The organism is Bradyrhizobium sp. 195 (genome assembly GCF_023101665.1).
Classification (GTDB): domain Bacteria; phylum Pseudomonadota; class Alphaproteobacteria; order Rhizobiales; family Xanthobacteraceae; genus Bradyrhizobium.
The window spans coordinates 2,906,449-2,930,857 of record NZ_CP082161.1 but is presented as its reverse complement, the minus strand read 5'-3'; the positions used below and the strand labels follow the sequence as shown (position 1 = coordinate 2,930,857).

Below are 24,409 nucleotides of genomic sequence, written 5' to 3'. Positions count from 1 at the left end.
TCTCGCCCGCGTGCGGCCTCAGGTCGGCCGCAGGGCCTTGGCGTCGAGGTCGAGCTCGGCAACCTGCTTGTTCCGCTCGGAATCGGCCGCCGCGCGGTGGTCGGTCGCCAGCACCACATACACCGCCGGCAGCACGAACAGCGTGAACAGGGTACCGATCGACATGCCGGCGACGACGACCAGACCAATCGAGAAGCGGCTGGCCGCGCCCGCGCCGGTCGCAGTCAAGAGCGGGATCAGGCCGGTCACCATGGCGGCCGTCGTCATCAGGATCGGCCGCAGGCGGATGCGAGCCGACATCTCGATGGCCGAGCGGCGGTCGAGCCGCTCATTGACCTGGAGCTCGTTGGCGAACTCCACCATCAGGATGCCGTGCTTGGTGATCAGGCCGACCAGGGTCAGCAGACCGACCTGGGTGTAGATGTTCATGGTAGCGACACCGAAGAACAGCGGGATCAGCGCGCCGACGATCGCCATCGGCACCGAGATCATGATCACCAGCGGGTCACGCAAGCTCTCGAACTGCGCCGCCAGCACCAGGAAGATGATGATCAGCGCGAAGCCGAAGGTGATCGCGAGCTGGTTGCCTTCCTGCACGTACTGCCGGGAGTCCGCGAGATAGTCATGGCTGAACCCTTGCGGCAGCTTCTTGGCCTCGCCTTCGAGGAAGTCGACCGCCGCTCCGACGGTCACGCCGGGCATCGGCACGGCCGAGAACGTCGCCGAATTGAGCTGATTGTAGTGCGTCAGCGAGTTCGGATCGGTCTTGGTTTGGATCGACACCACCGTCGACAGCGGAAGCTGCTGGCCGGTGTTGGTCGTCACATAGAAGCCGCCGAGCGATTCCGGCGAGAGCCGCTTGGTGCGCGGCACCTGAGGGATCACCTGGTAGGACCGGCCCTCCAGATTGAAGCGATTGACGTAGTTGCCGCCGAGCAGCACCGCGAGCGTCGCGCCGAGGTTCTGCATGTTGACGCCAAGGTCCTGCGCCTTGCTACGGTCGATCGTCACCTTCACGTTGGGCTGGTTGTAGGCAAGATCGCTGTCGGAAACGATGAACATGCCGCTCTTGCGCGCAGCGTCCTTCAGCTTCTCCATCTGCTCATAGACCGTCTGGAAGCCGGCGGTGGAGTTGATCACCATCTGCACCGGCAGGCCGCCCGGCCCGCCCGGGAGCGGCGGCAGGTTGAACGCGAAGGCCTGCACGCCCTCGATCTTGGAGAGCTCGGCCTGCACCAGCGGCTTCAGCTGGATCGACGAGCGCTTGCGCTCGTCCCAGGGCTTGAGCAGCATGCCGGCGATGCCGCCCTGCGGGCCGTTGATGCCGTTCAGCACGAAGCGCAGATCGGTCTCGGGGAACTGCTGGAATTTCTCGTCCAGTTTCTCACCGTAGAAATCGACATAATCGATGTTGGCGTATTTCGGCGCCTTGGTCACCGCGAACACGATGCCCTGGTCTTCCTCCGGCGCCAGCTCCTTTGACGTGTGCACGTAGAGGAAGCCGACCAGCCCGAGGATGGTTATCGCGAACAGGCCCGTGATGGCCTTGTAGTCGAGCGAGCGGTCGAGCCTGCGGCCATACCAGCGCGTCAGTGCGCCGAACACCTTATTGATGAACTTGGCGAAGCGGCCCTCTTCGGTGTTCTTCAGCAGCACCGAGCACATCATCGGCGACAGCGTCAGCGCGATCACGCCCGACACGATCACCGAACCGGCGAGCGTGAAGGCGAATTCGCGGAACAGCGAACCGGTGAGGCCGCCAAGGAAGCCGATCGGCGCGTACACAGCGGCGAGCGTGATGGTCATCGAGATGACGGGGCCGACGATTTCACGCGCACCTTGCAGCGACGCCTGGACCGGCGTCTTGCCCTCCTCCAGATGGCGATGGATGTTCTCCACCACGACGATGGCGTCGTCGACCACGAGGCCGATCGCCAGCACCATCGCGAGCAGAGTCAAAAGGTTGAAGCTGAATCCCAGTGCCAGCATCAGCGTGCAGACGCCGATCATCGACAGCGGGATGGTCACGACCGGGATGATGACCGAACGCAGCGAGGCCAGGAACAGGAAGATGACCACAATCACGATGATCACCGCTTCGCCCAGCGTCTTCTCGACCTCGTCGATCGAGGACTGGATGAACTTGGTCGAGTCGTAGGCGACCTTCATCTTCATCGACGGCGGCAGATTGCGCTCGAGCTCCGGGAACAGTGCGCGCACGCCCTTGACCAGCGTCAGCGGGTTGCCCTGTGGGGTCGCCTGCACACCGATGAAGATCGCGTGCTCGCCGTTAAAGGCAACGCTCGCATCCGTGCTTTGGGCTGCAAGTTCGACGGTGGCGATGTCCTCCATCCGCACGAAGCCGCCGTCCTTGGCCTTGACGATCATCTTCTTGAACTGGTTGACGTCGGTCAGGCCCGTGTTCGTCGAGACGTTCGAGACAATCAGATAGCCCTTGGTCTGGCCCGCCGCGGACTGGAAGTTGTTGGCGGTGATCGCCGCAGCGACGTCGCCCGGCGACACGTTGCGGCCGGCCATCTTCTCGGGATCGAGCCACAGACGCATTGCGAAAGTCTGGCCGCCCAAAATGTCGGCGGAAGCCACGCCATCGACGGTCGACAGCACCGGCTGCACCACACGCGTCAGATAATCCGAGATCGCCGAGCCCGAGAGCTCCTCGGACGAGAAGCCGAGATACATCACGGCCGTGGTCTGGCCCGTGGTCTTGGTGACGATGGGGTCGTTGGATTCCTTCGGGATCAGGTACTTGACCGAATTCGTCTTCGCCAGCACCTCAGTGAGCGCCTGGTTCGGATCGAAGTTCAACTTGATGTAGACCTGGATCGTCGAGGTGCCGAGCACCGAGGACGAAGTGATGTAGTCGACGCCCTCGGCGGACGCGACCGCCTGCTCGATCGGCGTCGTGATGAATCCCTGGATCAGGTCCGCGGACGCGCCCGGATAGACGGTCGTGATGTTGATGACCGTGTTCGACAGCTTGGGATATTGCCGGATCGGCAGCACCATCGCCGCGCGCAGGCCGATCAGCAGGATCAGCAGGCTGACGACGACCGACAGAACCGGGCGCTTGATGAAAATATCGGTAAGGGCCATCGCGGCGATCTCGATTTCTTTGTCACAAGAGAAGTGATCCGGCCGGGCCGGATCACTCGAATGTCATGGATCAGTAGCGCGGCGGCTGCGCCGGGATCTGCGGAACCGGGTCGGTCGAAATCGACACCGCCGCGCCCGATTGCAGCTTGAGCTGGCCGACGGCGACGACCTTGTCGCCCGCCTTCAGTCCCTTGATGATTTCGACGCGACCTTCGACCCGGCTGCCGGTCTGCACGAAGGTGCGCACCGCGGAAAGGCTGGTCTTGCCGTCCTCTTCCTTCTTCTCGGTGATCACGAATACCGAGTCGCCGTACAGCGTGTAGTCGACAGCCGTCTCTGGAACGGTGATCACGGCCGGCTTGTCCGGCAGCACCACCGTGGTGGTCACGAACATGCCGGGCTTCAGGATCTTCTCCGGATTGGCGACCGTTGCCTGCACGCGGATATTCCGGGTGTCGCTCGCGATCTGCGGCTCGATCGTGGTGATCTTGCCCTCGAAGGTGCGGCCCGGATAGGCGTCGACCTTGAGCCGGACAGTCTGCCCGACCTTGAGGCTGCCGGAATCCTTTTCGGTCACGGTGAAGTTGGCCCACAGCTCGGAAAGGTCGGTCAGCGACACGATCGCCGTACCTGCCGTCAGATATTGGCCGACCTCGACCTTGCGGACGCCGAGATCGCCGGCGAAAGGTGCGCGCACCAGTTTTTGCGAGATTAGCGCCTCGGTCTTGGCGATGCCGGCCTGCGCCTGGTCATAGGCGGCCTGCGCATTATCGACGGTGGCCTGCGGACCGAACTGGCGCGCGGCGAGCTGCTTGGCGCGATCGAGCGACAACTGCGCCACGGTCGCCTGGGCCTTGTAGTTGGCAAGGTCGCCCTGCTCCGGCGCGTCGAACAGCTGCACCAGCGGCGTGCCGGCTTCGACCCGCGTGCCCGGCTCGAACTTGATCTCGGTGACGCGGCCGTTGACGTCGGCGCTGACGTCGACCTGGTGCACGGCGACGAGGCCGCCGACTGCGGTTAGCAGGTTCGGCACCACCTCGGACTTCGCCTCCGCGGCGCTGACAGCGGTCGGCGGCGGCTTGTTGTTGGCGAAGAACTGCTTGATCATCTGGCCGCGGAAATTGTTGAACCAGACGAGGCCGCCAACAAGCACCGCGAGCAGCGTGCCGACGATGACGAACCAGAGCACCGGCCTGACCGGGCGCTTGGGAGCCTTGTTGTCGATCGGTTCGCCCGAAATCTTGTGTTCGGTTACGATGTTCATGTCATGCACTTTCTGCAATCGCCGTCCTGCCGGCATCCGCGGCCTGATTGTGGCCCAGATGCGAAGCAATTGCGGCGTCGTTAAGTCCGATACCTCTTAGGAGAAACTCATACAGCTGCCGCTCGAGGTCTTCAGCCTTGCCGTAGACGAGGCAAGGCGAAGCCGGCAGCCTGGTCAGCGCTGCGGTCATCACCGTGTGATGCGCAAACCAGAACAAGTTGAGCGGTTCGCCACTGCATAGCCGCGCGTCACCGCTAGCAACGGCACGTTCGAGCGAGGCGACGAAGACCGCCCCGATCAGCGTCTCGATCTTGGCATACAGCAAACGGGCAAATTCGCCATCATCCAAATGGCTGGTGGCCATCAGTCGCAGGCGCTGCGCCTCTTCCTGATCGGGACCATCAGCGATGTGCAGGAAATGCTGGACCATGCCGCGGATCAGCTCGACCAGGGTGGCTGTCGAAGGCTCGCGCTCGAGCAGCTCCATGAAGGCCGGATCGGCCTCGCATTCGTCGCTGAGGATTTCGGCGTAGAGCGCGGCCTTGGACGGGAAATGCTTGAACAGCAGCGCCTCGGAAATGGCTGCGGCGGCCGCCACGCTCTTCGTCGTGGTGCCGGTATAGCCATGTCGGGAAAAGCAGCGCTTCGCGGCTCCGAGGATCAATTGACGCCTCAGGTCGCTCGTCATACGCAATGAGCTCATGCTGGTGAGTAAGCACTCACCCACGCAAAAAGTCAAGCACTATGTTGCACCGCAACCTAAGTGCATTGTAAATTCAGTAGAAATTGGCCCCGCCCGCACGGGTCGCGTGCAGGACGTGAGCGCCACAGGAATCGACAGGCCCGGCCTAGATGGGCTGGAAGCCGAGCTCGCCGCGGATCCGGTTGAGGATGTAAGTCCCATCCCGGCTTGGCAAAATACGCTCCAGGCTGGCGCTGTCGATCTTCACATTGGCAAAGCGTGGCCCGGCCGAGACGTCGTGGGCGGCTTTGGCAAAGGCCTCGACCTCGGCCATGGTCGTGACAGCCTTGCTGTCTTTAATGCCGCACGCCCTGGCGACGCCGACGAGATCGGCGGCGGCCGAGGTGTGGCTGGTCTGGCCGCCAGTCTCACCATAAGCCTCATTGTCCAGCACGGCGATCGAGAGGTTGGCCGGCTTCTGCAGGCCGATAGTGGCAAGGCTGCCCATGCCCATCAGCATTTCGCCGTCGCCGGTGATGACCAATACCGGCAGCTTCGGCTGCGCCAGCGCAAGGCCGAGCCCGATCATCGCCGCGCCGCCCATGCCGCCCCAGAGATAGAAGTTGCGGGCGTGGTCGCCGGCCGCGCACATGTCGTTGGTCGAGGCACCAAGGCCGCCGATCGCAACGACGTCCTTGCGGTTCGCGAGCAGCGTGGACACCACCTGCCGGCGGTCGAGAAGATTGGCCTTGCTCATTTGATGAAAACCTTGGCGCCGATCAGGCGCTGCGACAGAAGGACGGCGGTGGGGGTGAGCGCGTTGTAGGCCTGCGAGGCGGCGGCCTCCAGCACCGCCGGCACCTCGGCCGCGTGCGAGGCGCGCAGCACCTTGACGCCGGAGAGCTCGAGCACGCCCTGCGTGGTCGATCCCATCGGCACCTGCCACGGATTGAACTCGCCCCACTCGCCGCGCATGGTCACGAGGGTGAGGAATGGAAAGCGCAGGATCGGGATCAGCGACAGCATGTTGATGCAATTGCCGACGCCGCTGGACTGCATCAGCAGCACGCCGCGCTGCCCGCCGGTCCAGGCGCCGGCGAGGAGCGCCACGCCCTCCTCCTCGGTCGTCAGAGGAATGCCCCGCATGGTTGAAGAATCCAACACGTGCTGGATCAGCTTCGAATGGCCGGCATCGGGCACATAAGGCACCTGGCGGACGTCGAAGCGCTGCAATGTTGCGAAAATTTCGTCGGGCCAATTCGGGGCCGTGTCGGGAGCGTCAGCGCGCGCGTGCATTTTCCTGTCCGGTCGGCTAGCAGTGTTCGAAGACTGTAGACGCATGCACGCGTCGATCAGAACAACAAAAACGGCATATCGGCTTTAACCGGCGAGTATAGCGGGATGAACGCAGATGCGAAGGAGTTGGCGGCAAGCTTCGACCTCGAGAAGCTGACGCCGGAGTTTTACGACAACCCTTACCCAACCTATCGTGCACTGCGGGAGAACGAGCCGGTCAAGCGCCTGCGCAGCGGCACCGTGTTCCTGACGCGCTATGACGATCTCGTCACGACCTACAAGAACACAAAATCATTCAGCTCGGACAAGAAGCGCGAGTTCGCGCCGAAATACGGCGACACGCCGCTCTACGAGCACCACACCACCAGCCTCGTCTTCAACGACCCGCCGTCGCACACCCGCGTGCGGCGCCTGATCATGGGCGCGCTGTCGCCGCGGGCGATCGCGGGGATGGAGAGCGATCTCATCAAGCTGGTCGACGGCTTGCTCGACGCCATCGCCGCCAAGGGCGCTTGCGAGCTGATCGAGGATTTCGCCGCGTCCATTCCCATCGAGGTGATCGGCAACCTGCTCGATGTTCCCCATGACGAGCGCGGGCCGCTGCGCGACTGGTCGCTCGCGATTCTCGGCGCGCTCGAACCCGTGGTGTCACCTGGCGTGGCCGCGCGCGGCAACACGGCGGTGACGGACTTCCTCGCCTATCTCGAAACGCTGGTCGCGCGCCGGCGCCAAAAGCCCGGCAATCCTGAGCGCGACGTGCTGACACGCCTGATCCAAGGTGAGGAGAATGGCGAGCGGCTGACCGAGAAAGAGCTGCTGCACAATTGCATCTTCCTGCTCAATGCCGGGCATGAGACCACCACTAATCTGATCGGCAACGGCCTCGTCGCGCTGCACAGGAATCCGGAGCAGAAGCAGCGCCTGATCGGCAGCCCCGACCTGATCAAGACCGCCGTCGAGGAGATGCTGCGCTACGAGAGCTCCAACCAGCTCGGCAATCGCATGACCACGGAGAAGGTCGAGCTCGGCGGCGTCACCCTCGATGCCGGCACGTCGGTTACGCTGTGCATTGGCGCGGCCAACCGCGACCCCGCGCAGTTTCCCGATCCTGAAAGCTTCGACATCGCGCGCACGCCGAACCGCCATCTCGCCTTCGCCACCGGCGCGCATCAATGCGCCGGCATGGCGCTGGCGCGGCTGGAGGGCGCGATCGCGATCTCGCGCTTCCTGGCGCGCTTCCCGAACTATGCCGTGAGCGGAAAGCCGGTGCGGGGCGGACGGGTCCGGTTCCGCGGCTTTTTGAGCGTGCCCTGCTTGATCGGGTGAGGCCTTCCAAAACAAAAACTGCGAACAACCCCATGCACAGTAGAGACCTGGTCGGCGAATGATGCCATGTGGTTCCGCAGAACCATCTGACATTGCGGGGCAAATCAGGCCTCGCCCGCAATCGAGCGCCTGAAGGCTTCCAAGGCGGCAGACCGATACCCAAATCAGGTTGAGAGCCCGGTGCCTGCAGCAATGGAGCGGCGACAGATGAACTCATCCGTCATTGATCTGGTCGCAACAGAAGCACGCTTTGGCGCCCAAAATTACGAGCCGATCGGGGTCGTCCTGTCCCGTGGCGAAGGTGTCTGGGTCTGGGATACCGACGGTAACCGTTATCTCGATTGCCTCTCGGCCTATTCGGCGGTCAGCCAGGGCCACTGCCACCCCAAGATCCTGGCGGCAATGGTCGAACAGGCACAAAGGCTGACGCTGACCTCAAGGGCGTTTCACAACGACCAACTCGCCTTGTTCTACGAGGAGATCGCGGCGCTCACCGGTTCCCACAAGGTGCTGCCGATGAACAGCGGCGCCGAGGCGGTGGAAAGCGCGATCAAGTCGGTCCGCAAATGGGGCTATGAGGTGAAGGGCGTGCCGGACGGCCAGGCCGAGATCATCGTCTGCGCCAACAATTTCCACGGGCGCACGCTGGGCATCGTCGGCTTTTCGACCGACCCCGAGACACGCACGCACTTCGGGCCGTTCGCGCCGGGCTTCAAGATCATCCCATTCGGCGACGCCGCGGCGCTGGAAAACGCAATCACCTCGAACACGGTTGCCTTTCTGGTCGAGCCGATCCAGGGCGAAGCCGGCGTCATCATTCCTCCAGCCGGCTATTTCACTGAGGTGCGGGAGCTCTGCACCGCCAACAACGTGATGCTGGTGCTCGACGAGATCCAGACCGGGCTCGGCCGCACCGGCAAGCTGCTCGCCGAACAGCACGAGGGCATAGAGGCGGACGTGACGCTGCTCGGCAAGGCCCTGTCCGGTGGCTTCTATCCGGTGTCGGCCGTGCTCTCGAACAACGAAGTGCTCGGGACATTGAGGCCCGGGCAGCACGGTTCGACCTTCGGCGGCAACCCGCTTGCCTGCGCGGTGGCGCGGGCGGCGATCCGCGTGCTGGTCGAGGAAGGCATGATCGAGAACGCGGCCAGGCAGGGCGCGCGCTTTCTGGAAGGTCTGAAGGACATTCGTGCCAACACGATCCGCGAAGTGCGCGGGCGCGGCTTGATGCTGGCGGTCGAGCTGCATCCCGAGGCCGGGCGCGCCCGCCGCTACTGCGAGGCGCTTCAGGGCAAGGGCATCCTTGCCAAGGATACCCATGAGCACACGATCCGTATCGCTCCGCCACTGGTGATCACGAGCGACCAGGTCGATTGGGCGCTGGAGCGGCTCGCCACCACCCTGACGCAGGATTTGTCTTGAGGCGGCCTGCGTCGGAAGATCGCAACCCCGGCCGGGGCCGACAACGAACGATTCCGCCGTCTGTGCGTTGAAATTCGTGGGCGATTACGAGCTGGGAGCCGAGATCATGCTTCCGCGTGGCGTTTGCCTGACGGCTGGTTTGGTTGGTGTCTCGATGCTGGCGGCGAGCATCGGCGCGTTCGCCCAAGGGCCCGGCCATGGACATGGAAGGGGCGGACCACCAGGCCCAGCCGCAGCACCGGCAGCGCGGCCAGCAGCACCACCGGCCATGGCCCGCCCGGCAGCACCGCCAGCCATGGCCCGTCCGGCGGCGCCGCCAGCCATGGCGCGTCCCGCCGCGCCGGCCTTCCATCCACCTTCCATGCCGCAGCGACCGGCCATGGCGCCACGTCCGGCGCCGCACATCGCTTCGCCGCCACCGCGTCCGAGCCCGCATTTCAGCGCCCCGCGAGCCGCCCCGCAGGTGGCGGCGCCCCGGCGCGAATTCCATCGGGCGCCGGTAGCGCCGCAACGTCCGGCCATGGCGCCGCGGCCGACACCGCATATCGCCGCCCCTTCTCGCCCAAGTGCACCCCCGGCCGTGAGCGAGCGATCGGGACCGCCGCGCGAGATGCTTTCGCGCCAATCCGCGGAACGCCAAGACCGAATCGACCGCTTGCAGCGACGGGTGCAGCAATTGCAATCGCAGAAGCCGGAAGGCGCAAGGGCGCAACACCAGCAGCAACGGTTGCTGCAGTCGCAGAGCCGCCTTCTTGAGCGCGAGCAACGCGTCCAACAGCGCTCGCAGCACGTCGAGCAGCGGCAGCGCGAGATGCTGTCGCGCCAGACGACGGAGCGCCAGACCCGAATCGATCGCCTGCAGCAGCGCGTTCAGCAATTGCAGTCGCAAAAGGTGGAAGGCGCACGAGCGCAACGCGAGCAGCAGCGGATGCTCCAGACCCAGAACCGCTTGCTTGATCGTGAGCAGCGCGCCCAGCAAGGTGACCTGGCGCGCCAGCAGCGGCTCGGACTGCAGGCTCCGGCCGCGCGCGCTTCGGCTCTTGCGGCCGCCACGCAGGCCGCCGAGCGCGGACGATTTGCCGAGCGCTTCCGCGCGCAGACTACTCCGCAGACCCAAGCGGCCCTGCTCGCCCGTCAGAGCGGTTGGGCGCCGCGGCAGGCCTGGCGTCACCGCCATCCCGCGGTGTTCGTGGCGTGGCTCGGTCCCGTGTTCTGGCCTTACGCCTATTCCGACATTTTTGACTACACGTTCTGGTCTTACGCTTACGAGCCCGGCTATTGGGCGTATGCCTATGACGACTTCGTCGACACCGTGTTCTGGGGTGGTGACGGCCCCTATTCCGCCTATGCCAGCATCAACCCCAATGACGATGCGCAAGCCGGCGGCGGCCGCGCACGTCCGCGCGCCAGCGTGAGCCCGCAGACGCTACGGCAATTGTGCGGCACACCGGACAAGGGCGTGACCGCCTGGCCGCTCGACGATATCGCGCGGGCGGTGCGGCCGGCGCCGGAACAACGCGCACTGCTCGACGAGTTGAAGACCGCGGCGGCCAACGCTGCCGATGTGTTCAAGGACTCCTGCGCTGAGACCTATGCGCTAACCCCGCCTGGCCGCCTGCGCGCCATGATGAACCGCATCAGCGCGACGCTGGAAGCCGTCAAGATCGTGCGGCCAGCCCTGGAGAAGTTCTACAACTCGCTCAGTGACGAACAGCAGGCCCGCTTCAACGCGCTTGGCCCCAATGTCGGCGAGCGCTCGTCACAGCCACAGGAAGCCAGCACCGAAGCCTGCGGCGATCCCAAGTCCGGGCTGACCCAGCTGCCGATCCAGAAGATCGAGGCCGTGCTCCACCCGGCAGGCAAGCAAAAGGAGGCGCTCGACCGCCTCGGCGAAGCCACGGCGAAGGGCGTTGAGGGCCTACAAGCGGCCTGTCCGAACGATGTGCCTCTGACGCCGGTCGGACGGCTGGAGGCGATGCAGCACCGGCTCGAGGCCATGCTGACGGCCGCCAAGCTGGTCGAACCTGGGCTGGACGAATTCTATACCACGCTGAGCAGCGAGCAGAAGGCGCGCTTCAACACGCTGCAGCAGGTCGCAAGCCCGTAAGGGCAGCGCGCCCGTGACTTACACCACCGTCTTATGGCGCGTGATGCAGGTGCGGAGCACCTCGTCCATCGACTTGCCCCACCACTCGTTGGAGAATATCTCGATCTCGGAATAACCGGCAAAGCCCTGCGCTTCGACCGCTTGACGCACCGATTTTATGTCGATGACACCGTCGCCCATCATGCCGCGGTCGTTGAGGATGTCCTTGGTCGGCACCAGCCAGTCGCAGACATGGAAGGCGAGCAGGCGGTCCTTGCCGGCGCGCGCGATCTGGCCCATCAGCTCCGGATCCCACCAGATGTGATAGACGTCGAGCGCAACGCCGAGCATGCCACTGCGGGCAGGATCGAGCCGGTCACAGATGTCGAGCGCCTGCTTCGTCGTGTTCACGCAGGCGCGGTCGGCCGCATAGGCCGGATGCAGCGGCTCGATCGCCAGCGGCAGGTTTGCCTGTTTGGCGTAGTCGAGCATGTCGGCAAGCGCTTCCTCGACCTGCCCACGCGCCGCCACGATGTCCTTCGAGGCCTCGCTGCCCGGCCGCGAATATTGCGGCAGGCCGCCGACGACGAGGACGATGCAGGGTGCGCCCAGCGCCTTGGCTTCATCGACGCAGCGCTTGTTGTCGTCGCGCACCTCGCTCCGGCGCGAGGCGTCCGAGGTGAACATGCCGCCGCGGCAATAGCCCGACAGATCGAGGCCGGCATCGCGCACCGCACGCGCGGCACGCTCGAGACCGACGGATGCGACCTGATCGCGCCAGGGATCGATGGCGCGGATGCCATGCTTCGCACAGGCATCGATGATCTCGACGAGGTCACCCTGCTTGCGGACGGTCGCCGTGTTCAGCGACAGCCAGCGGTGGTCGGACGAAAAATCGCGCATCAGGATTCGATACCGTGGGTGGCGAGCACGGTCTTCATCCGCTGCGTCGCGAGTTCAGGATTGGCGAGCAGGCCGGCTTTGTCGGCCAGACGGAACAGTTCAGCCAGATGCAGCGTCGAGCGCGTGCTCTCCTGTCCCCCGACCATGGTGAAATGGTCCTGATGGCCGTTGAGATACGCCATGAACACGACGCCCGTCTTGTAGAAGCGCGTCGGCGCCTTGAAGATGTGGCGCGACAGCGGCACGGTCGGCCCCAGCACGTCGTGGAAGCCGGCTTCGTCGCCGGCCGCAAGCCGCGACAGCGCGTAAGACGCCGCCGGCGCGATCGCGTCGAAGATGCCAAGCAGCGCATGCGAAAAGCCTTCGCTGTCGCCGGCGATCAGCTCGGCATAGTTGAAGTCGTCGCCGGTGTACATCTTGATGCGCCTATCCAGGCGCCGGCGCATGTCGATCTCGCGCTGCTTGTCCAGGAGCGAAACTTTGACGCCGTCGACCTTGGCGGCGTTGCCGTTGATGATCGCGACGGCCGTGTCCATGGCCTTGTCGAGATCCTTGGTGCCCCAATAGCCCGACAGCGCCGGATCGAACATGTCGCCGAGCCAATGGATGATCACGGGCTCGCGAACTTGCGACAGCACCCGATCATAAACCTTCGCATAGTCGTCGGCGTTGCGGCCAAGCTTCGCCAGCGCGCGCGACGCCATCAGAATGATACGACCGCCGACCTTCTCGACCGCCGAGACCTGCTCCTCATAGGCGCGGATCACGTCGTCGAGGCTCCTGGCATCCTCCACCGCGAGATGATCGGTGCCGGCACCGGAGAACACCAGCGCGTTGCGCCGCTTGGCGGCGGCGACCGAACGTGTGATCAGCTCCAGCGAAGTCGGCCAGTCCAGGCCCATGCCACGCTGCGCGGTATCCATGGCTTCGGCAACGCCGAGGCCGAGGTCCCAGACGTGCTCGCGAAAGGCGATGGTCTTGTCCCAGTCGACGGCGACCGACAGCCAAGGATCGTTGTCGGCGAAGGGATCGGCGACCGTGTGCACGGCGGAGAAGGCGATGCGGTTCAGCGGCCCTTCGAGCTTTGCGGGGAACGTGCGCGAGGCCGCAAGCCGGTAGGTCTCGATCGAGCGATCGGCTTTCGGCAGCTTGAGCGACAATGACGACATTGAAGAAGCAGGCTTGGGCTGGACGGGCTTGTTCATGATTTTCAGACCTCTCCGTCATTGCGAGGAGCGAAGCGACGAAGCAATCCAGAGTCTTTCCACAGAGGCAGACTGGATTGCTTCGCTTCGCTCGCAATGACGACATCATAAGCATCGAAATTGTCAGACCTTGATCGGGGCGACGTCGATCCAGCGCCGCTCCTTCCAGCTCTTCAGCGCGCATTCGGCGAGCTGCACGCCCTTGACGCCTTCGAGCAGCGTGAATTTGTAGGGCGCATCCTCGTAGACGTGGCGGATGAACATCTCCCACTGCTCCTTGAAGCCGTTGTCGTAGGTGACGTTGTCGGGCAACTTCTGCCAGTCGCCGTAGAAATCATGCAGCCGCTTCTCGTCGGGATTCCAGACCGGACGGGGCGTCGCCTGGCGGGCCTGGATCATGCAATCGGTGAGGCCCGCGACCGCCGAGCCATGGGTGCCGTCGACCTGGAAGGTGACGAGGTCGTCGCGATAGACACGGGTCACCCAGGACATGTTGATGTGCGCGATGACGCCACCATCGAGCTGGAAGGTGGCGTAGGCGGAATCGTCCGCGGTCGCCTTGTACTTCTTGCCCTGCTCGTCGAAGCGCTCGGGGATGTCGGTGTTGCCGATGCAGACCACGCTCTGGACGTTGCCGAACAGGTTGTCGAGCACGTAGCGCCAGTGGCAGACCATGTCGAGAATGATGCCGCCGCCGTCCTCGTCGCGATAGTTCCAGGACGGGCGCTGCGCCTCCTGCCAGCCGCCCTCGAACACCCAATAGCCGAACTCGCCGCGCACCGAGAGGATGCGGCCGAAGAAGCCGGAATCGCGCAGGAACGCAATCTTCTTCAGGCCGGGTAGGAACAGCTTGTCCTGCACGGTGCCGTGCTTGACGCCCTTGGCGTTGGCTAGCTTCACGACCTCGAGCGCCTCCTCGAAGTTCGTCGCGATCGGCTTCTCGCAATAGACGTGCTTGCCGGCGTTGATGGCCTGGGTCAGCAGACCAGGGCGCGCCTGCGTAGTCGCGGCATCGAAGAACATGGTGTCGTTCTTGTCAGCGAGCGCGGCATCGAGGTCGGTGCTCCAACGCGTGATGTTGTAGCGCTTGGCGAGCGCCTCGACCTTCTCGGCGCTGCGGCCGATCAGGATCGGGTCGGGCATGACGCGATCGCCGTTCTTCAAGCGGACACCGCCCTGGTCGCGGATCGCGACGATCGAGCGGATCAGATGCTGGTTGAGCCCCATGCGGCCGGTGACGCCGTTCATGATGAGGCCGAGGCGTTGGGTGGTCATGCCGTTTGCTCCTGAAGTGATTTCGGCTGTTCGAGCGGGCGCAGCGCCGACCAGTCCGGATGAACCGAGGTCGCGAAGCCCGTTGTGTGAAGCGATCCCGTCAGGAGATCGCCGTTGTGAATGGCGAGGCGGATGCCCTGCCCGGCGTCGGCATAGAGATCGGGATGCGCGGCCGCGAAGGCTTGCGCTTCGGCGAGAGGCGTCTCGCCAAAACCGTCGACATAGTGGTGGCCGTTGCGCTCGGCGTGGGTGACGCCGATGAAGGCACCGAGCGCGAAATCCTGCTGCACGGCAAGGCCCGCCTGACAGGTGAGGTCCTCGCCGGTCACGAAGAACCTTTCGCCGCCCGCGCTCCACTTCGCCGCGCGCGTCGCGTTGACGATGGACTTGTACAGCCCCTTGCAGGACTTCGAGGAAATGCCGCAATAGCCCAGCGCCCGCGCCGCCGGGAACGCATCGTAGGAATCGTCAGCTTCATCGATGATGAAGCCATGCGAAGCCAGCGAGCCGAGCGGCGATTGCCGCGTGATGTCGCGCGGCATCGGCTGCTCGACATAGAGCAAGCGCGAGGCGATCGGCCGCAATGCGAGATCATGATCGAGCCGGTCCATCAGCGCGCCCAGCACGGCAAGATCGGCGTACTGCTCGTTGGCGTCGAGCGTCACCTTGGTGTCGCGCCCGAGCGTATCCAGCTCCTTGCCGATCCGCACCAGCCGCGCCGCATCGGCCACAGGATCGCCCGACAGCTTCAGCTTGAAGTAATTTGCCCCGGCGTTTTCATGGGCATCGGCAACACCGCCCTCGCCGTCGACGGTATCATCGAGGCCGACGGTATGCCTGATGGCAACACGGGGCAGCGGCTTGCGGCCGGAGAGTAACGTGTTGATATCCCTCTCGCTCAGGTCAGGAGACAGCCGCGCGTCGATGCCGGCAATGTTGGCGGCCATCCCGTCGAAGAAGCTGGTCTCGACGCCGCGCAGCAGCGCATCGAGGATCGCCTTGTCGATCTCCGCCGGACCATAGGCCGCCGCAAGCGCCGGAATGTTCTTTTTTGCACAGGTCGCGACCTGGGCACCAATGCACGAGGCATGAAGGTCAAACGCCGTCAGAAATCCCGTCCGCGCCAGATAAAGCCCGCGCGCGATGTCCAGCGACTGCCGCAGGCCGTCGACCGTCTGCGCCGGCAACAGCTCCGGCCGCTTGTCGAACCATTTTGGCACCAGCAACTCGGCGCTGGCGCCGACGGCGACGCCCCTTCCCTCGACCTCGATCTCGACCCGCACGAACAGCTGCGGCGTCGCGTTGATGGTGACAGCGCCGAAGCGGAACGGCCGCGCGAACTGCACGGGACGTTCGAAAAAGGAGATGTCTCGCAGCTTCAGGCGGGGTGACATGGTCTAACAACAAAGCGAGGGGAATTTGTTTCGAGCAGTGGTGCCGCGGGCAACGCGCCTATCCCGCTCGCGGGAGAGGTCGGCACGAAGTGCCGGGTGAGGGTTCTATCCTCTTGGGGAGTCTTGCCAGCGGAGACACCCTCTCCCCAACCCTCCCCCGCAGGCGGGGGAGGGAGCGCACCGTTCGTGCGGCTGATCACAGCGAATCCCATCGCCCTTAATCCAATGCACCTTGCGAGAAAAAGTGCTTGCGGATGCGTTGCACGAGCTCGGTGAAAACAGGGTCGGCCATCACGTCGAGCGAGCGCGGGCGCGGCAGCGGCACGTCGTAGATCGCGGCGATCGCGCCGGGGCGCTCGGTCATGACCAGCACGCGGTCGGCCAGGAACACGGCCTCGGGGATCGAGTGCGTGATCAGCAGCACCGTCTTCCTCGTCTCGCGCTGGATCCGCATCAATTCGACATTCATGCGCTCGCGCGTCAGCGCATCGAGCGCGCCGAACGGCTCGTCCATCAGCATGATCTTCGGGTCGTGCACCAGCGCGCGGCAGATCGAGGCGCGCTGCTGCATGCCGCCGGAGAGCTGCCAGGGCAGCTTCTTCTCGAACCCTTCCAGCCCGACCAGCTTCAGCAGCGCCTTCGCGCGATCGAGGTATTTTTGCCGCGGCAGCCGCTTCATGTCGATCGGCAGCATCACGTTGCCGAGGATGTTGCGCCACGGCAGCAGCAGCGCATTCTGGAACACGATGCCGACATTGCCGTGCGGCGTCGTCACCTTCTCACCCTCGACCAGGATCTCGCCCGTGGTCGGCGGCAGCAGGCCCGAGATCAGCTTGAGCAGCGTGGACTTGCCGCAGCCCGAGGGGCCGACCACGACGAAGAACTCGCCGTCATTGATGTGGAAGTCGAGCGGCCGCAGCGAGGGCACGTCGCCATCGCGCGTCCGGTAGGTCTTGGACACGCCTGACAGCTTGATGCCCGACGCATCGCCGGCAGCCCGGTCGCTCACCAGTCTCAGATGTGCGGCCGGCTGCGCGGTTTCACTCATGACTGTCGCAGGTTTCACGAGCCACTCTTCGGCAGATAGTCGTTGGTGTAGAAGGCCTTCGGGTTCTCCTTGGCCTTGGCGTCGAGACCGCCATATTCGACCATCAGATTGACCGAGTCCGTCATGTTCTGGTCGGTGACCTGGAACGGCCGCTTGCTCTTGGTTTCCGCAGTCCGGTAGAGCGGAATGGTCAGCTCAAAGCCCTGCGTCAGCGTGTCGATCTTGCCGCCCTTGGGATTGGCATCGAGGATCGACTGTGCCGCGGCCTTCGGCTCCTTCTCGGCGGCTTCGACCGCCTTGGTCGTCGCCGACATGAAGCGGCGGACGAGATCGGCATTGGCCTTCACATAGTCGGCGTTGGCGATGATGCCTGACGACACCATGTTGATGCCGTAGTCCGCGAACTTGATTGGGTAAACGTCCTTGCCGGTGGCGTCCTTGATCTTCATCGACTGGTCCATGACGTAGCCGAGCAGCAGATCGGCCTGGCCGTTGATGACGGCGTTGAGCTTGGTCTGGCCGTCGCCGGCAACGGTTTTGAAGTCGCTTTCCTTCAGGCCGGTCTTCTTCAGGAACAGCGGCCAGATCTGGGTCATGGAATCGGCCGGCGTGATCGCGACCGTCTTGCCCTTGATGTCCTCGGGCTTTTTGATGTTCTTGTCGGCGAAGCCCATGGCGGACATCGGTGAGGTCTGGAGCAGCACGCCGGTCGCAACCACGGGCGCCCCCTTGATTGCGGCGCGCATCATGGTGGGCACGTCGACATAGCCGAAGTCGGCGGTCTTGGCGGCGACGGCCTGCGTGGTCGCGGCCGAGCCGCGGCCTTCCTGGATCTCGAGGTCGATGCCTTCGGCGGCGTAAATGCCCTTGGCCTTGCCGTAATAGAACGGCGCGTGCTCGCCATAGACATACCAGTTCAGCATCAGCACGACCTTGTCGGCCGCCTGCGCCGGCATGGCCGCGAAGGTCATCAGCACCGCCGAGACAGCCCCTATCCACCGCTTCATCGTTACTCTCCCTTTGCCGTTGTTGCGTCGGCCGTTGATGGCCGTTCGTTGATTCACTTCAGAGCCGAAGTACTTAAGAGGCGAAAATCACGTCCTCACGCTGGCTGACATGCCAGGGAATGATCAGCTTCTCGATCCGGTCGACGACCCAGAACAGGACGACACCGAGCAGCGCGAGAATGACGAGGGCCGCGAACATCGTCGGCAGGTCGAACGTGCCGATCGAACGCTGCATCACGTAGCCGATGCCGGAATTGGAGCCGACGAATTCGCCGACGACGGCGCCGACCACGGCGAGCGTCACCGACACTTTGAGGCCGGAGAAGATCGCAGGCAGCGCATGCGGCAGATTCACCGCACAAAACACCTGGAAGCGGCTGCCCTGCATCGCACGGGCGAGATCGACCATGTCGGGGTCGACCGACTTGAAGCCCTGAACGGCGGAGACGACCACCGGGAAGAAGCCGAGCAGGAATGCCGAGATGACTTTGGGAATGATGCCGAAGCCGAACCAGACCACGAACAGCGGCGCGATCGCGATCTTCGGCACGGATTGCGAGAACACCAGCAGCGGATAGACGTAGCTCTCCACCGTCTTGGACCCCGCGATCAACATCGCGACGGGAATGCCGAACAGAGCGGACAGCGCGAAACCGCAGACGGTCGCATAGGTCGTCGGCCAGGACTGGCGCAGCAGTTCCGGCCATTCCGTGCGCAGCACCGCGACGACATCGAGGGGCGCCGGGATCTGGTAGGCGGGAATCCTGAACAGCCGGATCGAAAGATCCCAGGCGACCACGATGAAGACCAGGAACAAAAACGGCCGAATCCAGGCCGCATTCAGCATCCTGGACACTGCACCTTGCTGCTTCAGCTCGGCCAATTTTCACTCCCGGCATTCTTGTCGTTGGCGGAGAAATTAACCCGTTGGATAAATACTGTCCAGAGCTTTCCCTGTGACGTTTTGCGGCGGGTTCCTGGCTGTGGAGGATGGCCGCACTGTTGCTTCCGTGTCCCGGACGCGCTGCAACGCGAAGCGTTGCTGCGCAGAGCCGGGACCCAGGGGCCGCGTGTTCCACAGCGACAGGGGCCCCGGCTCTGCAGCGCACCACTTCGTGCTGCGCCGCGTCCGGGGCACGAGATCGCCCGGCCTCGGTGTCATTCCCTGCGAAAGCGGGGAATCCAGTACGCCGGGCTTCTCGTATTGACGATAAGCGCCTCTGGAATACTGGATTGCCCGCTTTCGCGGGCAATGACGGCGGAGATTGTGGAAACAGCGGACAGTTCCGTCCACCGGCGTGCAGCAGACCGCTACACCGTCTGCGCCACCGCGCTCCGCGCCTTCGGCGCTTTCGCGATCTCGAACAGCGCGACCGACTGTCCCGTCAGCGCCGCCAGCACGAGGCCCACCATGTGTGCCAACCGCTCGTCCTTGGCCTTCCTATCCAGGAGATCGCGGCCGAAGATCACGCTGAGGGTCGCCGAGTTCGAGAGATAGAAGAAGCACAGCCCTGCGATGGAGATGTAGAGCTGCACCGGATCGACCGAGACCTGGAAGTCGCCGCTGTCGACGCCGCGGCGCACCACGGTGCGGATCATCTCGACGAAGGGCGAGTGCATCGACTTGACCTTGGTCGACTTCTTCAAGTGCTTTGCCCGCGCGAGGTTCTCGGTCTGGAGCAGCGACAGGAATTCGGGATTGCGCAGGAAGTAATTCCAGGTGAACTCGATCAGGCGCCTGATGGCCTCCGGCGGCTCGAGATGTTCGAGATCGAGCCCGCGCTCCTCGCTGCGGATCTTGTCATAGGCGCCTTCCAGCACCGCCAGATAAAGCTCGTCCTTGTTGCCGACGTGATAATAGAGCATGCGCTTGTTGGCGCCGGCCTTGGCCGCGATGCGGTCGACGCGCGCGCCGGCAAGGCCATGGGCGGAAAATTCCTGCTTGGCGGCTTCGAGAATGCGCAGCCGCATCCCCTCGGGATCACGCTGCCATTTCAGAGTTCGCTTTGCTGTCGCCAAACCGGGGTGCTCGCTGGGTGCTCTAGTGACGCATGTAACACGCGCACGGGCGTTTGAGAACGATCTCGTGCCCGGACGCAAGCCTCGTAGGGTGGGCAAAGGCGCACTTGCGCCGTGCCCACGTCTTCTATCAAGCCACCAGCACGTGGGCACGCTACGCTTTGCCCACCCTACAGGGGTCTTCGAGAGGAGAGAGCGCCCCTCAATCCGCCGGCTTCGGCGAGCGCTCCAGCAGCACCGTCTGAATCCCGCAGGTGCCGTTCCGCACGGTCATGATCCGCGTGCCGGGCTTGCGGCCGTTGCGGACCTCGGTGACGTCGAGGCCTGCAGCGATCAGGCGGGCGCGCGTTGCGTCGATGTCGGCGACGCGCCAGCTCAGGCCCCACAGACGGTCATGCGTGAGGTCACCGCCGGCGACGGGCCGGCGCACCACCTCGACGATGAGGTCGCCGCAGCGGAAGAACATCAACTGGCCCCAATCCTGGTGCGAGCGGTCGAGCGCCAGGTCGAGGCCGAGCCGCGCGCCGTAGAGCGCGGCGGCGCGTTCGGAATCCTCGGTGGTGATCACGACATGGTCGAGCGCCTCGATCGGCGCGATGTCGGTCGCCGGGGAGAGCGGGCGCTCATCGGCCAATTCGAGGAAGAACATGCGCACGCCGCGCGTGAGCTCCGTGGCGGCACGCGTGCGCTTCCAGTGCAAGACGTTGCCGGATTCAGCGTCGCTGCTTTCGACCTCGGCGACCGGATCGGGGCTCAACGCCACCCGTTCCAGCCGCCGGTGCATCCTGCCGATGTCTGCGACACGAAAGCACAGGCTGGCGAGCACGCCTTCCTGGTCGCCGAGCAGTGCCCGCATGCGATCCGCGGTCACGCTGAAGCCGCTCGGCGCCATCAGTTCGATCGTCATGTTGCCGAGGGTGAACAGCACCCGGTCGGCGCCCTCCCCCGAATTCTGCCAGGCCGGCGCGCGGGCGAGCAGCGTCTGGTAGGCCGCCTTGGCCGCACCGATGTCGCTCACCAGAACGACGATGTGATCAAGCCCGGTGATCATCCTGCACCCATTTGATCGACTTGGAACCCACGGACCGAAAGACGGCGTTTGTCCGGGCTTGGCATTGGCCTGACATGGTCGTATTCCGGCAACATGCTGACCTCAAGCGCTCCGGGCGGCAGTTTTGCGAATAATTTCAGCGTCCCTCCGGAGCGGAACCGGTGCTAGAGTAATCCCGCCGGCCGGGACCACAAGCGCATCACGGACAAGCAATGCAGGCTCTCTTCATCGGACAGACCTATATCGACGTCGTCTTCATCACCGACCACATGCCGACCGGCGACGAGAAACACGTGGCATCGGACTACGCGGTCTCTTTCGGCGGCAACGCGGTGACAGCGGCTTTCTGCTGCGCCAAGCTCGGCATCGTGCCCGATCTGATCGCCACCGCGGCCAATGACTGGCTGGGGCGCATGTTCCAGGACATGTGCGCGAAATACGCGATCTCGCTGCACGGGCGGAAGGTGAACCAGTCCTCGCTCTCCTTCATCATGCCCAAGGACGGCAAGCGCGCCATCGTCCGCTGCCGCGACGACGAGCACATCCATCCGTTCCCGATGCTCAATCTCGGCGGCTGCCGCGCGCTGCATGTCGACGGCCACCAGCCGGATGCTGCGATCCACTACGCCAAAGTGTGCCGCGAGGCCGGTATTTTGACCTCGCTCGACGGCGGCGGCCTGCGCACCAACACGCATGAGCTGCTGGAATTCATCGACGTCGCCATCGTCGCCGAGCGCCTGTGCGAGCAGATGGACCTGACGCCGGAGAAGATGCTCGACTATCTCAAGAGCCGCGGCTGCAAGATCGGCGGCATCACCATGGGCGAGAAGGGCCTGCTCTGGTACGACGAAACCGGGACGGTCCAGGTGATGCCCGCGATGCCGATCCCGCGCGAGCGCGTGATCGACACCAACGGCGCCGGCGACGTCTTCCATGGCGCCTATGTCTATTCCTACCTCGCCCATCCCGGCAAAAGCTGGCGCGAGCATTTTGACTTTGCCCGCGCGGCCTCGACCTACAAGATCCAGCGCCTCGGCAACGAGGCCGGCCTGCCGACGCTGGTCGACATCGCCAAGGTCAGGCACGAGTTCGAGGTCAGGGTCTAGATTCAATGGGGCGCGTCTTCGTCGCCGGCAGCATCAACATGGATGTGGTGGCGACCGCCGATCGCCATCCCAAGGTCGGCGAGACCGTCGCCGGCCGGCAGGTGCTGTATTTTCCGGGCGGCAAGGGTGCGAACCAGGCGGTGGCGGCGTCACGGCTCGGTGCGCAGACCATGCTGATCGGCCGGCTGGGCAGGGATTCGTTCGGGGCCGAGTTGAGGACCTTCCTCGGCGATCAGGGGATCGATCTTGGCTCCGTCCGCGACGCGGACACGCACACCGGCACCGCGATCATCACGGTCGCCGAGGCCGACAACACCATCGTCGTCATTCCCGGCAGCAATGCCCTGGTCAGCGCGGATGATGTCGCGGATGTGCCGCTGGCGAAGGGCGATGTCGCAGTCAGCCAGTTCGAGATCCCGCTGCCGACCATCGCCGCCTTCTTCGGGCGCGCGCGCGAGGCTGGCGTCATGACGGTGCTCAACCCGGCGCCGGCGCTAGAGATGTCAGGCGAGTTGCTCGCGCTGGTCGACATCCTCGTGCTGAACGAGACCGAGCTCGGCTTCCTCGCCGGCGTGGAACTGTCCGAGCGTGACGAGGCCGCACGGATCTTCGACGTGGCGCGGCAGCTTCAGGCGCGGCAGGATCAGACCATCTGCGTCACGCTCGGCAGGCGCGGCGTGCTCGCGCTCGCCGGGCGCGAAGAGGTCGCGGTGCCCGGGCGCGCCGTGAAGGCGGTCGATACCACCGGCGCCGGCGACTGCTTCGTCGGCGCATTAGCGGCGCAACTCGCTGACGGTGTACCCTTGCGCGCCGCCTTCACCTTCGCCAACGCCGCCGCCTCGATCAGCGTGCAACGGATGGGCGCGGGACCGTCGATGCCGACGGCCACAGAGGTCGCCGCAGCGATCACCGCAAGCTGATCACGCCAACGCGCTCTTCAGATCAAAACTTTCGTCGGCGGCCTGCTCCGCCGTGATCGAGCGGTCCATGCCCTGCAGCCTGCGGCCGAACATGTGGTCGCCGGCGCGGTTGATGGACTCGATGCCGAGCAGCTTGTCGCCCTTGTAGCAGAACGCGGAAAACGCCTTCTTGGCGGGATCGCCGCGTAGCACGACGCGGTCGTAGCCCGTGGTCAGCCCTGCAATCTGGAGCTTGTCATCGCCCTGGTCGCTCCAGAACCAGGGATGGCCGTCATAGGGCTTCCGGTCGCCGGTCAGCCGCGCCGCGAGGCAGCGGGCGTGGTCGGTGGCGTTCTGCACCGATTCCAGCCGCAGCGATCCGCCGAAGCGCGGGCTGGCGAACAGCGCGCAATCGCCGATCGCGGAGATGTTTGGGTCGGCTGTCGAGAGATATTCGTCGACGATGATGCCGGCCGCGACCGGCAATCCGGCCTCGGCCGCCAGCTCCATGTTCGGCAGCACACCGACGCCGACCACGACGAGGTCAGCGGGCAGATGCCGTCCGTCGCTCAAGGAGACGCCGGTGACCTTGCCGTTCTCGGCTTCGATCGAGGTGGCCTGCACGCCGAGATGGATGCGGATGCCGGCCTCGCGATGGCGTTGTTGAAAATGCTCCGAAACCTCCGCCGTCACCGCCCGCGCCATCACGCGCGGGGCAAGCTCGAGCACGTCGACCTCGAGGCCCTTGATCCGGGCCGTCGCAGCGAATTCCAGGCCGATGAAGCCGGCGCCGATGACCACGACCCGTGACTTCGAGGGCATGACCGCACGCAGCGCCTCGCTCTCGTCGAGAATGCGCAAATATTTCACGTCAGGCAGATTGGCATTCGGCAGATCAAGAAGCCGGTTACGCGCGCCCGTCGCCAGCACGAGGTGACCATAGGCAAACGTCTCGCCCGAGGCGAGCAGGACCTTGCGGCCCGCACGGTCGATCGACACCGCGCGGCCCGCGATCAGCTCGATGTTCTGGTCGTGGTAGAACTTCTCCGGTCGGAACATCAGGCTCTCAGGCCCGGCGGAGCCCTTGATATAGGCCTTCGACAGCGGCGGCCGCTGATAGGGCAGATGCGCCTCGTCATTGATGAGGCAGATGCGCTGCGAAAAGCCCGCCTGGCGCAGGGACGCCGCGGCCTGGTAGCCGCCATGGCCGGCACCGACGATGATCACCGAACCGTCGGTCATTGGAGCAGCCCACTTCCGGAGACACGAGCGTGACCCATGTCGTCTCCTCTTTTTCTGATTTTGATTTGCT

20 protein-coding genes are annotated in these 24,409 nt (G+C 64.6%); 5 read left to right on the top strand and 15 right to left on the bottom strand.

The window, feature by feature from the left end; all coding sequences use genetic code 11:
- Positions 1-18: 18 nt before the first annotated feature.
- The 5 genes from IVB26_RS13600 to IVB26_RS13580 form a co-directional block, all read right to left on the bottom strand.
- Positions 19-3,114 carry a MexW/MexI family multidrug efflux RND transporter permease subunit gene (locus tag IVB26_RS13600; protein ID WP_247972120.1) on the bottom strand — a complete coding sequence of 1,032 codons (3,096 nt, stop codon included), beginning with the start codon at positions 3,112-3,114 and terminating at the stop codon, positions 19-21.
- Between the two features lie 70 nt (positions 3,115-3,184).
- The gene (locus IVB26_RS13595) at positions 3,185-4,378 is read right to left on the bottom strand and encodes an efflux RND transporter periplasmic adaptor subunit (RefSeq protein WP_247972119.1); all 1,194 of its coding nucleotides are present in this window, start codon (positions 4,376-4,378) and stop codon (positions 3,185-3,187) included.
- Position 4,379: 1 nt separating this feature from the next.
- Positions 4,380-5,066, bottom strand: coding sequence for a TetR/AcrR family transcriptional regulator (locus IVB26_RS13590; protein WP_247972118.1), 687 nt, complete (start codon positions 5,064-5,066; stop codon positions 4,380-4,382).
- A 160-nt stretch (positions 5,067-5,226) separates the two neighbouring features.
- On the bottom strand, positions 5,227-5,817 hold the full coding sequence (locus IVB26_RS13585) for a thiamine pyrophosphate-dependent enzyme (RefSeq protein ID WP_247972117.1): 591 nt from the start codon (positions 5,815-5,817) through the stop codon (positions 5,227-5,229).
- Entirely contained in the window at positions 5,814-6,356 is a 543-nt protein-coding gene (locus IVB26_RS13580; protein ID WP_247972116.1) for a phosphonopyruvate decarboxylase, read from the bottom strand. Before IVB26_RS13580 ends, IVB26_RS13585 begins: the two co-directional genes overlap by 4 nt.
- Before the next feature lie 105 nt (positions 6,357-6,461).
- On the opposite strand from IVB26_RS13580, the gene IVB26_RS13575 reads away from it, so the two are divergent.
- The 3 genes from IVB26_RS13575 to IVB26_RS13565 all read left to right on the top strand — a co-directional run bounded on the left by IVB26_RS13575 (position 6,462) and on the right by IVB26_RS13565 (position 11,211).
- Positions 6,462-7,682, top strand: a complete 1,221-nt coding sequence (locus IVB26_RS13575) for a cytochrome P450 (RefSeq protein ID WP_247972115.1) — start codon at positions 6,462-6,464, stop codon at positions 7,680-7,682.
- A 207-nt stretch (positions 7,683-7,889) separates the two neighbouring features.
- The gene (gene rocD, locus IVB26_RS13570) at positions 7,890-9,104 is read left to right on the top strand and encodes an ornithine--oxo-acid transaminase (RefSeq protein WP_247972114.1); all 1,215 of its coding nucleotides are present in this window, start codon (positions 7,890-7,892) and stop codon (positions 9,102-9,104) included.
- Between the two features lie 655 nt (positions 9,105-9,759).
- The gene (locus IVB26_RS13565) at positions 9,760-11,211 is read left to right on the top strand and encodes a Spy/CpxP family protein refolding chaperone (RefSeq protein WP_247973157.1); all 1,452 of its coding nucleotides are present in this window, start codon (positions 9,760-9,762) and stop codon (positions 11,209-11,211) included.
- Between the two features lie 18 nt (positions 11,212-11,229).
- On the opposite strand, the gene IVB26_RS13560 is transcribed toward IVB26_RS13565, so the two are convergent.
- From IVB26_RS13560 to IVB26_RS13520, 9 genes are all read right to left on the bottom strand, one after another.
- Complete coding sequence (locus tag IVB26_RS13560; RefSeq protein WP_247972113.1) at positions 11,230-12,093, bottom strand: sugar phosphate isomerase/epimerase family protein; 864 nt, start codon at positions 12,091-12,093, stop codon at positions 11,230-11,232.
- Positions 12,093-13,298, bottom strand: a complete 1,206-nt coding sequence (locus IVB26_RS13555; RefSeq protein WP_247972112.1) for a dihydrodipicolinate synthase family protein — start codon at positions 13,296-13,298, stop codon at positions 12,093-12,095. The genes IVB26_RS13560 and IVB26_RS13555 overlap by 1 nt, the downstream gene beginning before the upstream one ends.
- Before the next feature lie 123 nt (positions 13,299-13,421).
- Positions 13,422-14,573 (bottom strand): Gfo/Idh/MocA family protein, encoded by a 1,152-nt coding sequence (locus tag IVB26_RS13550; protein WP_247972111.1) that lies wholly within the window; start codon positions 14,571-14,573, stop codon positions 13,422-13,424.
- A complete protein-coding gene (locus IVB26_RS13545) occupies positions 14,570-15,967 on the bottom strand; it encodes an enolase-like domain-containing protein (protein WP_247972110.1) in 1,398 nt (465 codons plus the stop codon). The genes IVB26_RS13550 and IVB26_RS13545 overlap by 4 nt, the downstream gene beginning before the upstream one ends.
- 217 nt (positions 15,968-16,184) lie before the next feature.
- On the bottom strand, positions 16,185-17,015 hold the full coding sequence (locus IVB26_RS13540) for an ABC transporter ATP-binding protein (RefSeq protein WP_247973156.1): 831 nt from the start codon (positions 17,013-17,015) through the stop codon (positions 16,185-16,187).
- 14 nt (positions 17,016-17,029) lie between these two features.
- Positions 17,030-18,022 carry an ABC transporter substrate-binding protein gene (locus IVB26_RS13535; RefSeq protein WP_247972109.1) on the bottom strand — a complete coding sequence of 331 codons (993 nt, stop codon included), beginning with the start codon at positions 18,020-18,022 and terminating at the stop codon, positions 17,030-17,032.
- A 73-nt stretch (positions 18,023-18,095) separates the two neighbouring features.
- Complete coding sequence (locus tag IVB26_RS13530; RefSeq protein ID WP_247972108.1) at positions 18,096-18,905, bottom strand: ABC transporter permease; 810 nt, start codon at positions 18,903-18,905, stop codon at positions 18,096-18,098.
- A gap of 428 nt (positions 18,906-19,333) precedes the next feature.
- Positions 19,334-20,041 (bottom strand): TetR/AcrR family transcriptional regulator, encoded by a 708-nt coding sequence (locus IVB26_RS13525; protein WP_247972107.1) that lies wholly within the window; start codon positions 20,039-20,041, stop codon positions 19,334-19,336.
- Positions 20,042-20,243: 202 nt separating this feature from the next.
- Entirely contained in the window at positions 20,244-21,092 is an 849-nt protein-coding gene (locus IVB26_RS13520; RefSeq protein WP_247972106.1) for a VOC family protein, read from the bottom strand.
- Between the two features lie 212 nt (positions 21,093-21,304).
- Between IVB26_RS13520 and IVB26_RS13515 the strand changes: the two genes are divergently transcribed.
- Both IVB26_RS13515 and IVB26_RS13510 read left to right on the top strand, forming a co-directional pair.
- The gene (locus IVB26_RS13515; RefSeq protein WP_246924573.1) at positions 21,305-22,198 is read left to right on the top strand and encodes a sugar kinase; all 894 of its coding nucleotides are present in this window, start codon (positions 21,305-21,307) and stop codon (positions 22,196-22,198) included.
- Positions 22,199-22,203: 5 nt separating this feature from the next.
- On the top strand, positions 22,204-23,118 hold the full coding sequence (locus tag IVB26_RS13510; RefSeq protein WP_247972105.1) for a ribokinase: 915 nt from the start codon (positions 22,204-22,206) through the stop codon (positions 23,116-23,118).
- Here IVB26_RS13510 and IVB26_RS13505 read toward each other — a convergent pair whose 3' ends face one another.
- Positions 23,119-24,339: an NAD(P)/FAD-dependent oxidoreductase gene (locus IVB26_RS13505; RefSeq protein WP_247972104.1), complete on the bottom strand. Its 1,221-nt coding sequence runs from the start codon at positions 24,337-24,339 to the stop codon at positions 23,119-23,121. It abuts the gene before it with no gap.
- Between the last annotated feature and the right edge of the window lie 70 nt (positions 24,340-24,409).

Bases quoted from the DNA above. Each gene is read 5' to 3' on its own strand.
- IVB26_RS13600 (WP_247972120.1), bottom strand. From the start codon at position 3,114: ATGGCCCTTACCGATATTTTCATCAAGCGCCCGGTTCTGTCGGTCGTC.
- IVB26_RS13595 (WP_247972119.1), bottom strand. From the start codon at position 4,378: ATGAACATCGTAACCGAACACAAGATTTCGGGCGAACCGATCGACAAC.
- IVB26_RS13590 (WP_247972118.1), bottom strand. From the start codon at position 5,066: ATGACGAGCGACCTGAGGCGTCAATTGATCCTCGGAGCCGCGAAGCGC.
- IVB26_RS13585 (WP_247972117.1), bottom strand. From the start codon at position 5,817: ATGAGCAAGGCCAATCTTCTCGACCGCCGGCAGGTGGTGTCCACGCTG.
- IVB26_RS13580 (WP_247972116.1), bottom strand. From the start codon at position 6,356: ATGCACGCGCGCGCTGACGCTCCCGACACGGCCCCGAATTGGCCCGAC.
- IVB26_RS13575 (WP_247972115.1), top strand. From the start codon at position 6,462: ATGAACGCAGATGCGAAGGAGTTGGCGGCAAGCTTCGACCTCGAGAAG.
- rocD (WP_247972114.1), top strand. From the start codon at position 7,890: ATGAACTCATCCGTCATTGATCTGGTCGCAACAGAAGCACGCTTTGGC.
- IVB26_RS13560 (WP_247972113.1), bottom strand. From the start codon at position 12,093: ATGCGCGATTTTTCGTCCGACCACCGCTGGCTGTCGCTGAACACGGCG.
- IVB26_RS13555 (WP_247972112.1), bottom strand. From the start codon at position 13,298: ATGAACAAGCCCGTCCAGCCCAAGCCTGCTTCTTCAATGTCGTCATTG.
- IVB26_RS13550 (WP_247972111.1), bottom strand. From the start codon at position 14,573: ATGACCACCCAACGCCTCGGCCTCATCATGAACGGCGTCACCGGCCGC.
- IVB26_RS13545 (WP_247972110.1), bottom strand. From the start codon at position 15,967: ATGTCACCCCGCCTGAAGCTGCGAGACATCTCCTTTTTCGAACGTCCC.
- IVB26_RS13540 (WP_247973156.1), bottom strand. From the start codon at position 17,015: ATGAGTGAAACCGCGCAGCCGGCCGCACATCTGAGACTGGTGAGCGAC.
- IVB26_RS13535 (WP_247972109.1), bottom strand. From the start codon at position 18,022: ATGAAGCGGTGGATAGGGGCTGTCTCGGCGGTGCTGATGACCTTCGCG.
- IVB26_RS13520 (WP_247972106.1), bottom strand. From the start codon at position 21,092: ATGATCACCGGGCTTGATCACATCGTCGTTCTGGTGAGCGACATCGGT.
- IVB26_RS13515 (WP_246924573.1), top strand. From the start codon at position 21,305: ATGCAGGCTCTCTTCATCGGACAGACCTATATCGACGTCGTCTTCATC.
- IVB26_RS13510 (WP_247972105.1), top strand. From the start codon at position 22,204: ATGGGGCGCGTCTTCGTCGCCGGCAGCATCAACATGGATGTGGTGGCG.
- IVB26_RS13505 (WP_247972104.1), bottom strand. From the start codon at position 24,339: ATGACCGACGGTTCGGTGATCATCGTCGGTGCCGGCCATGGCGGCTAC.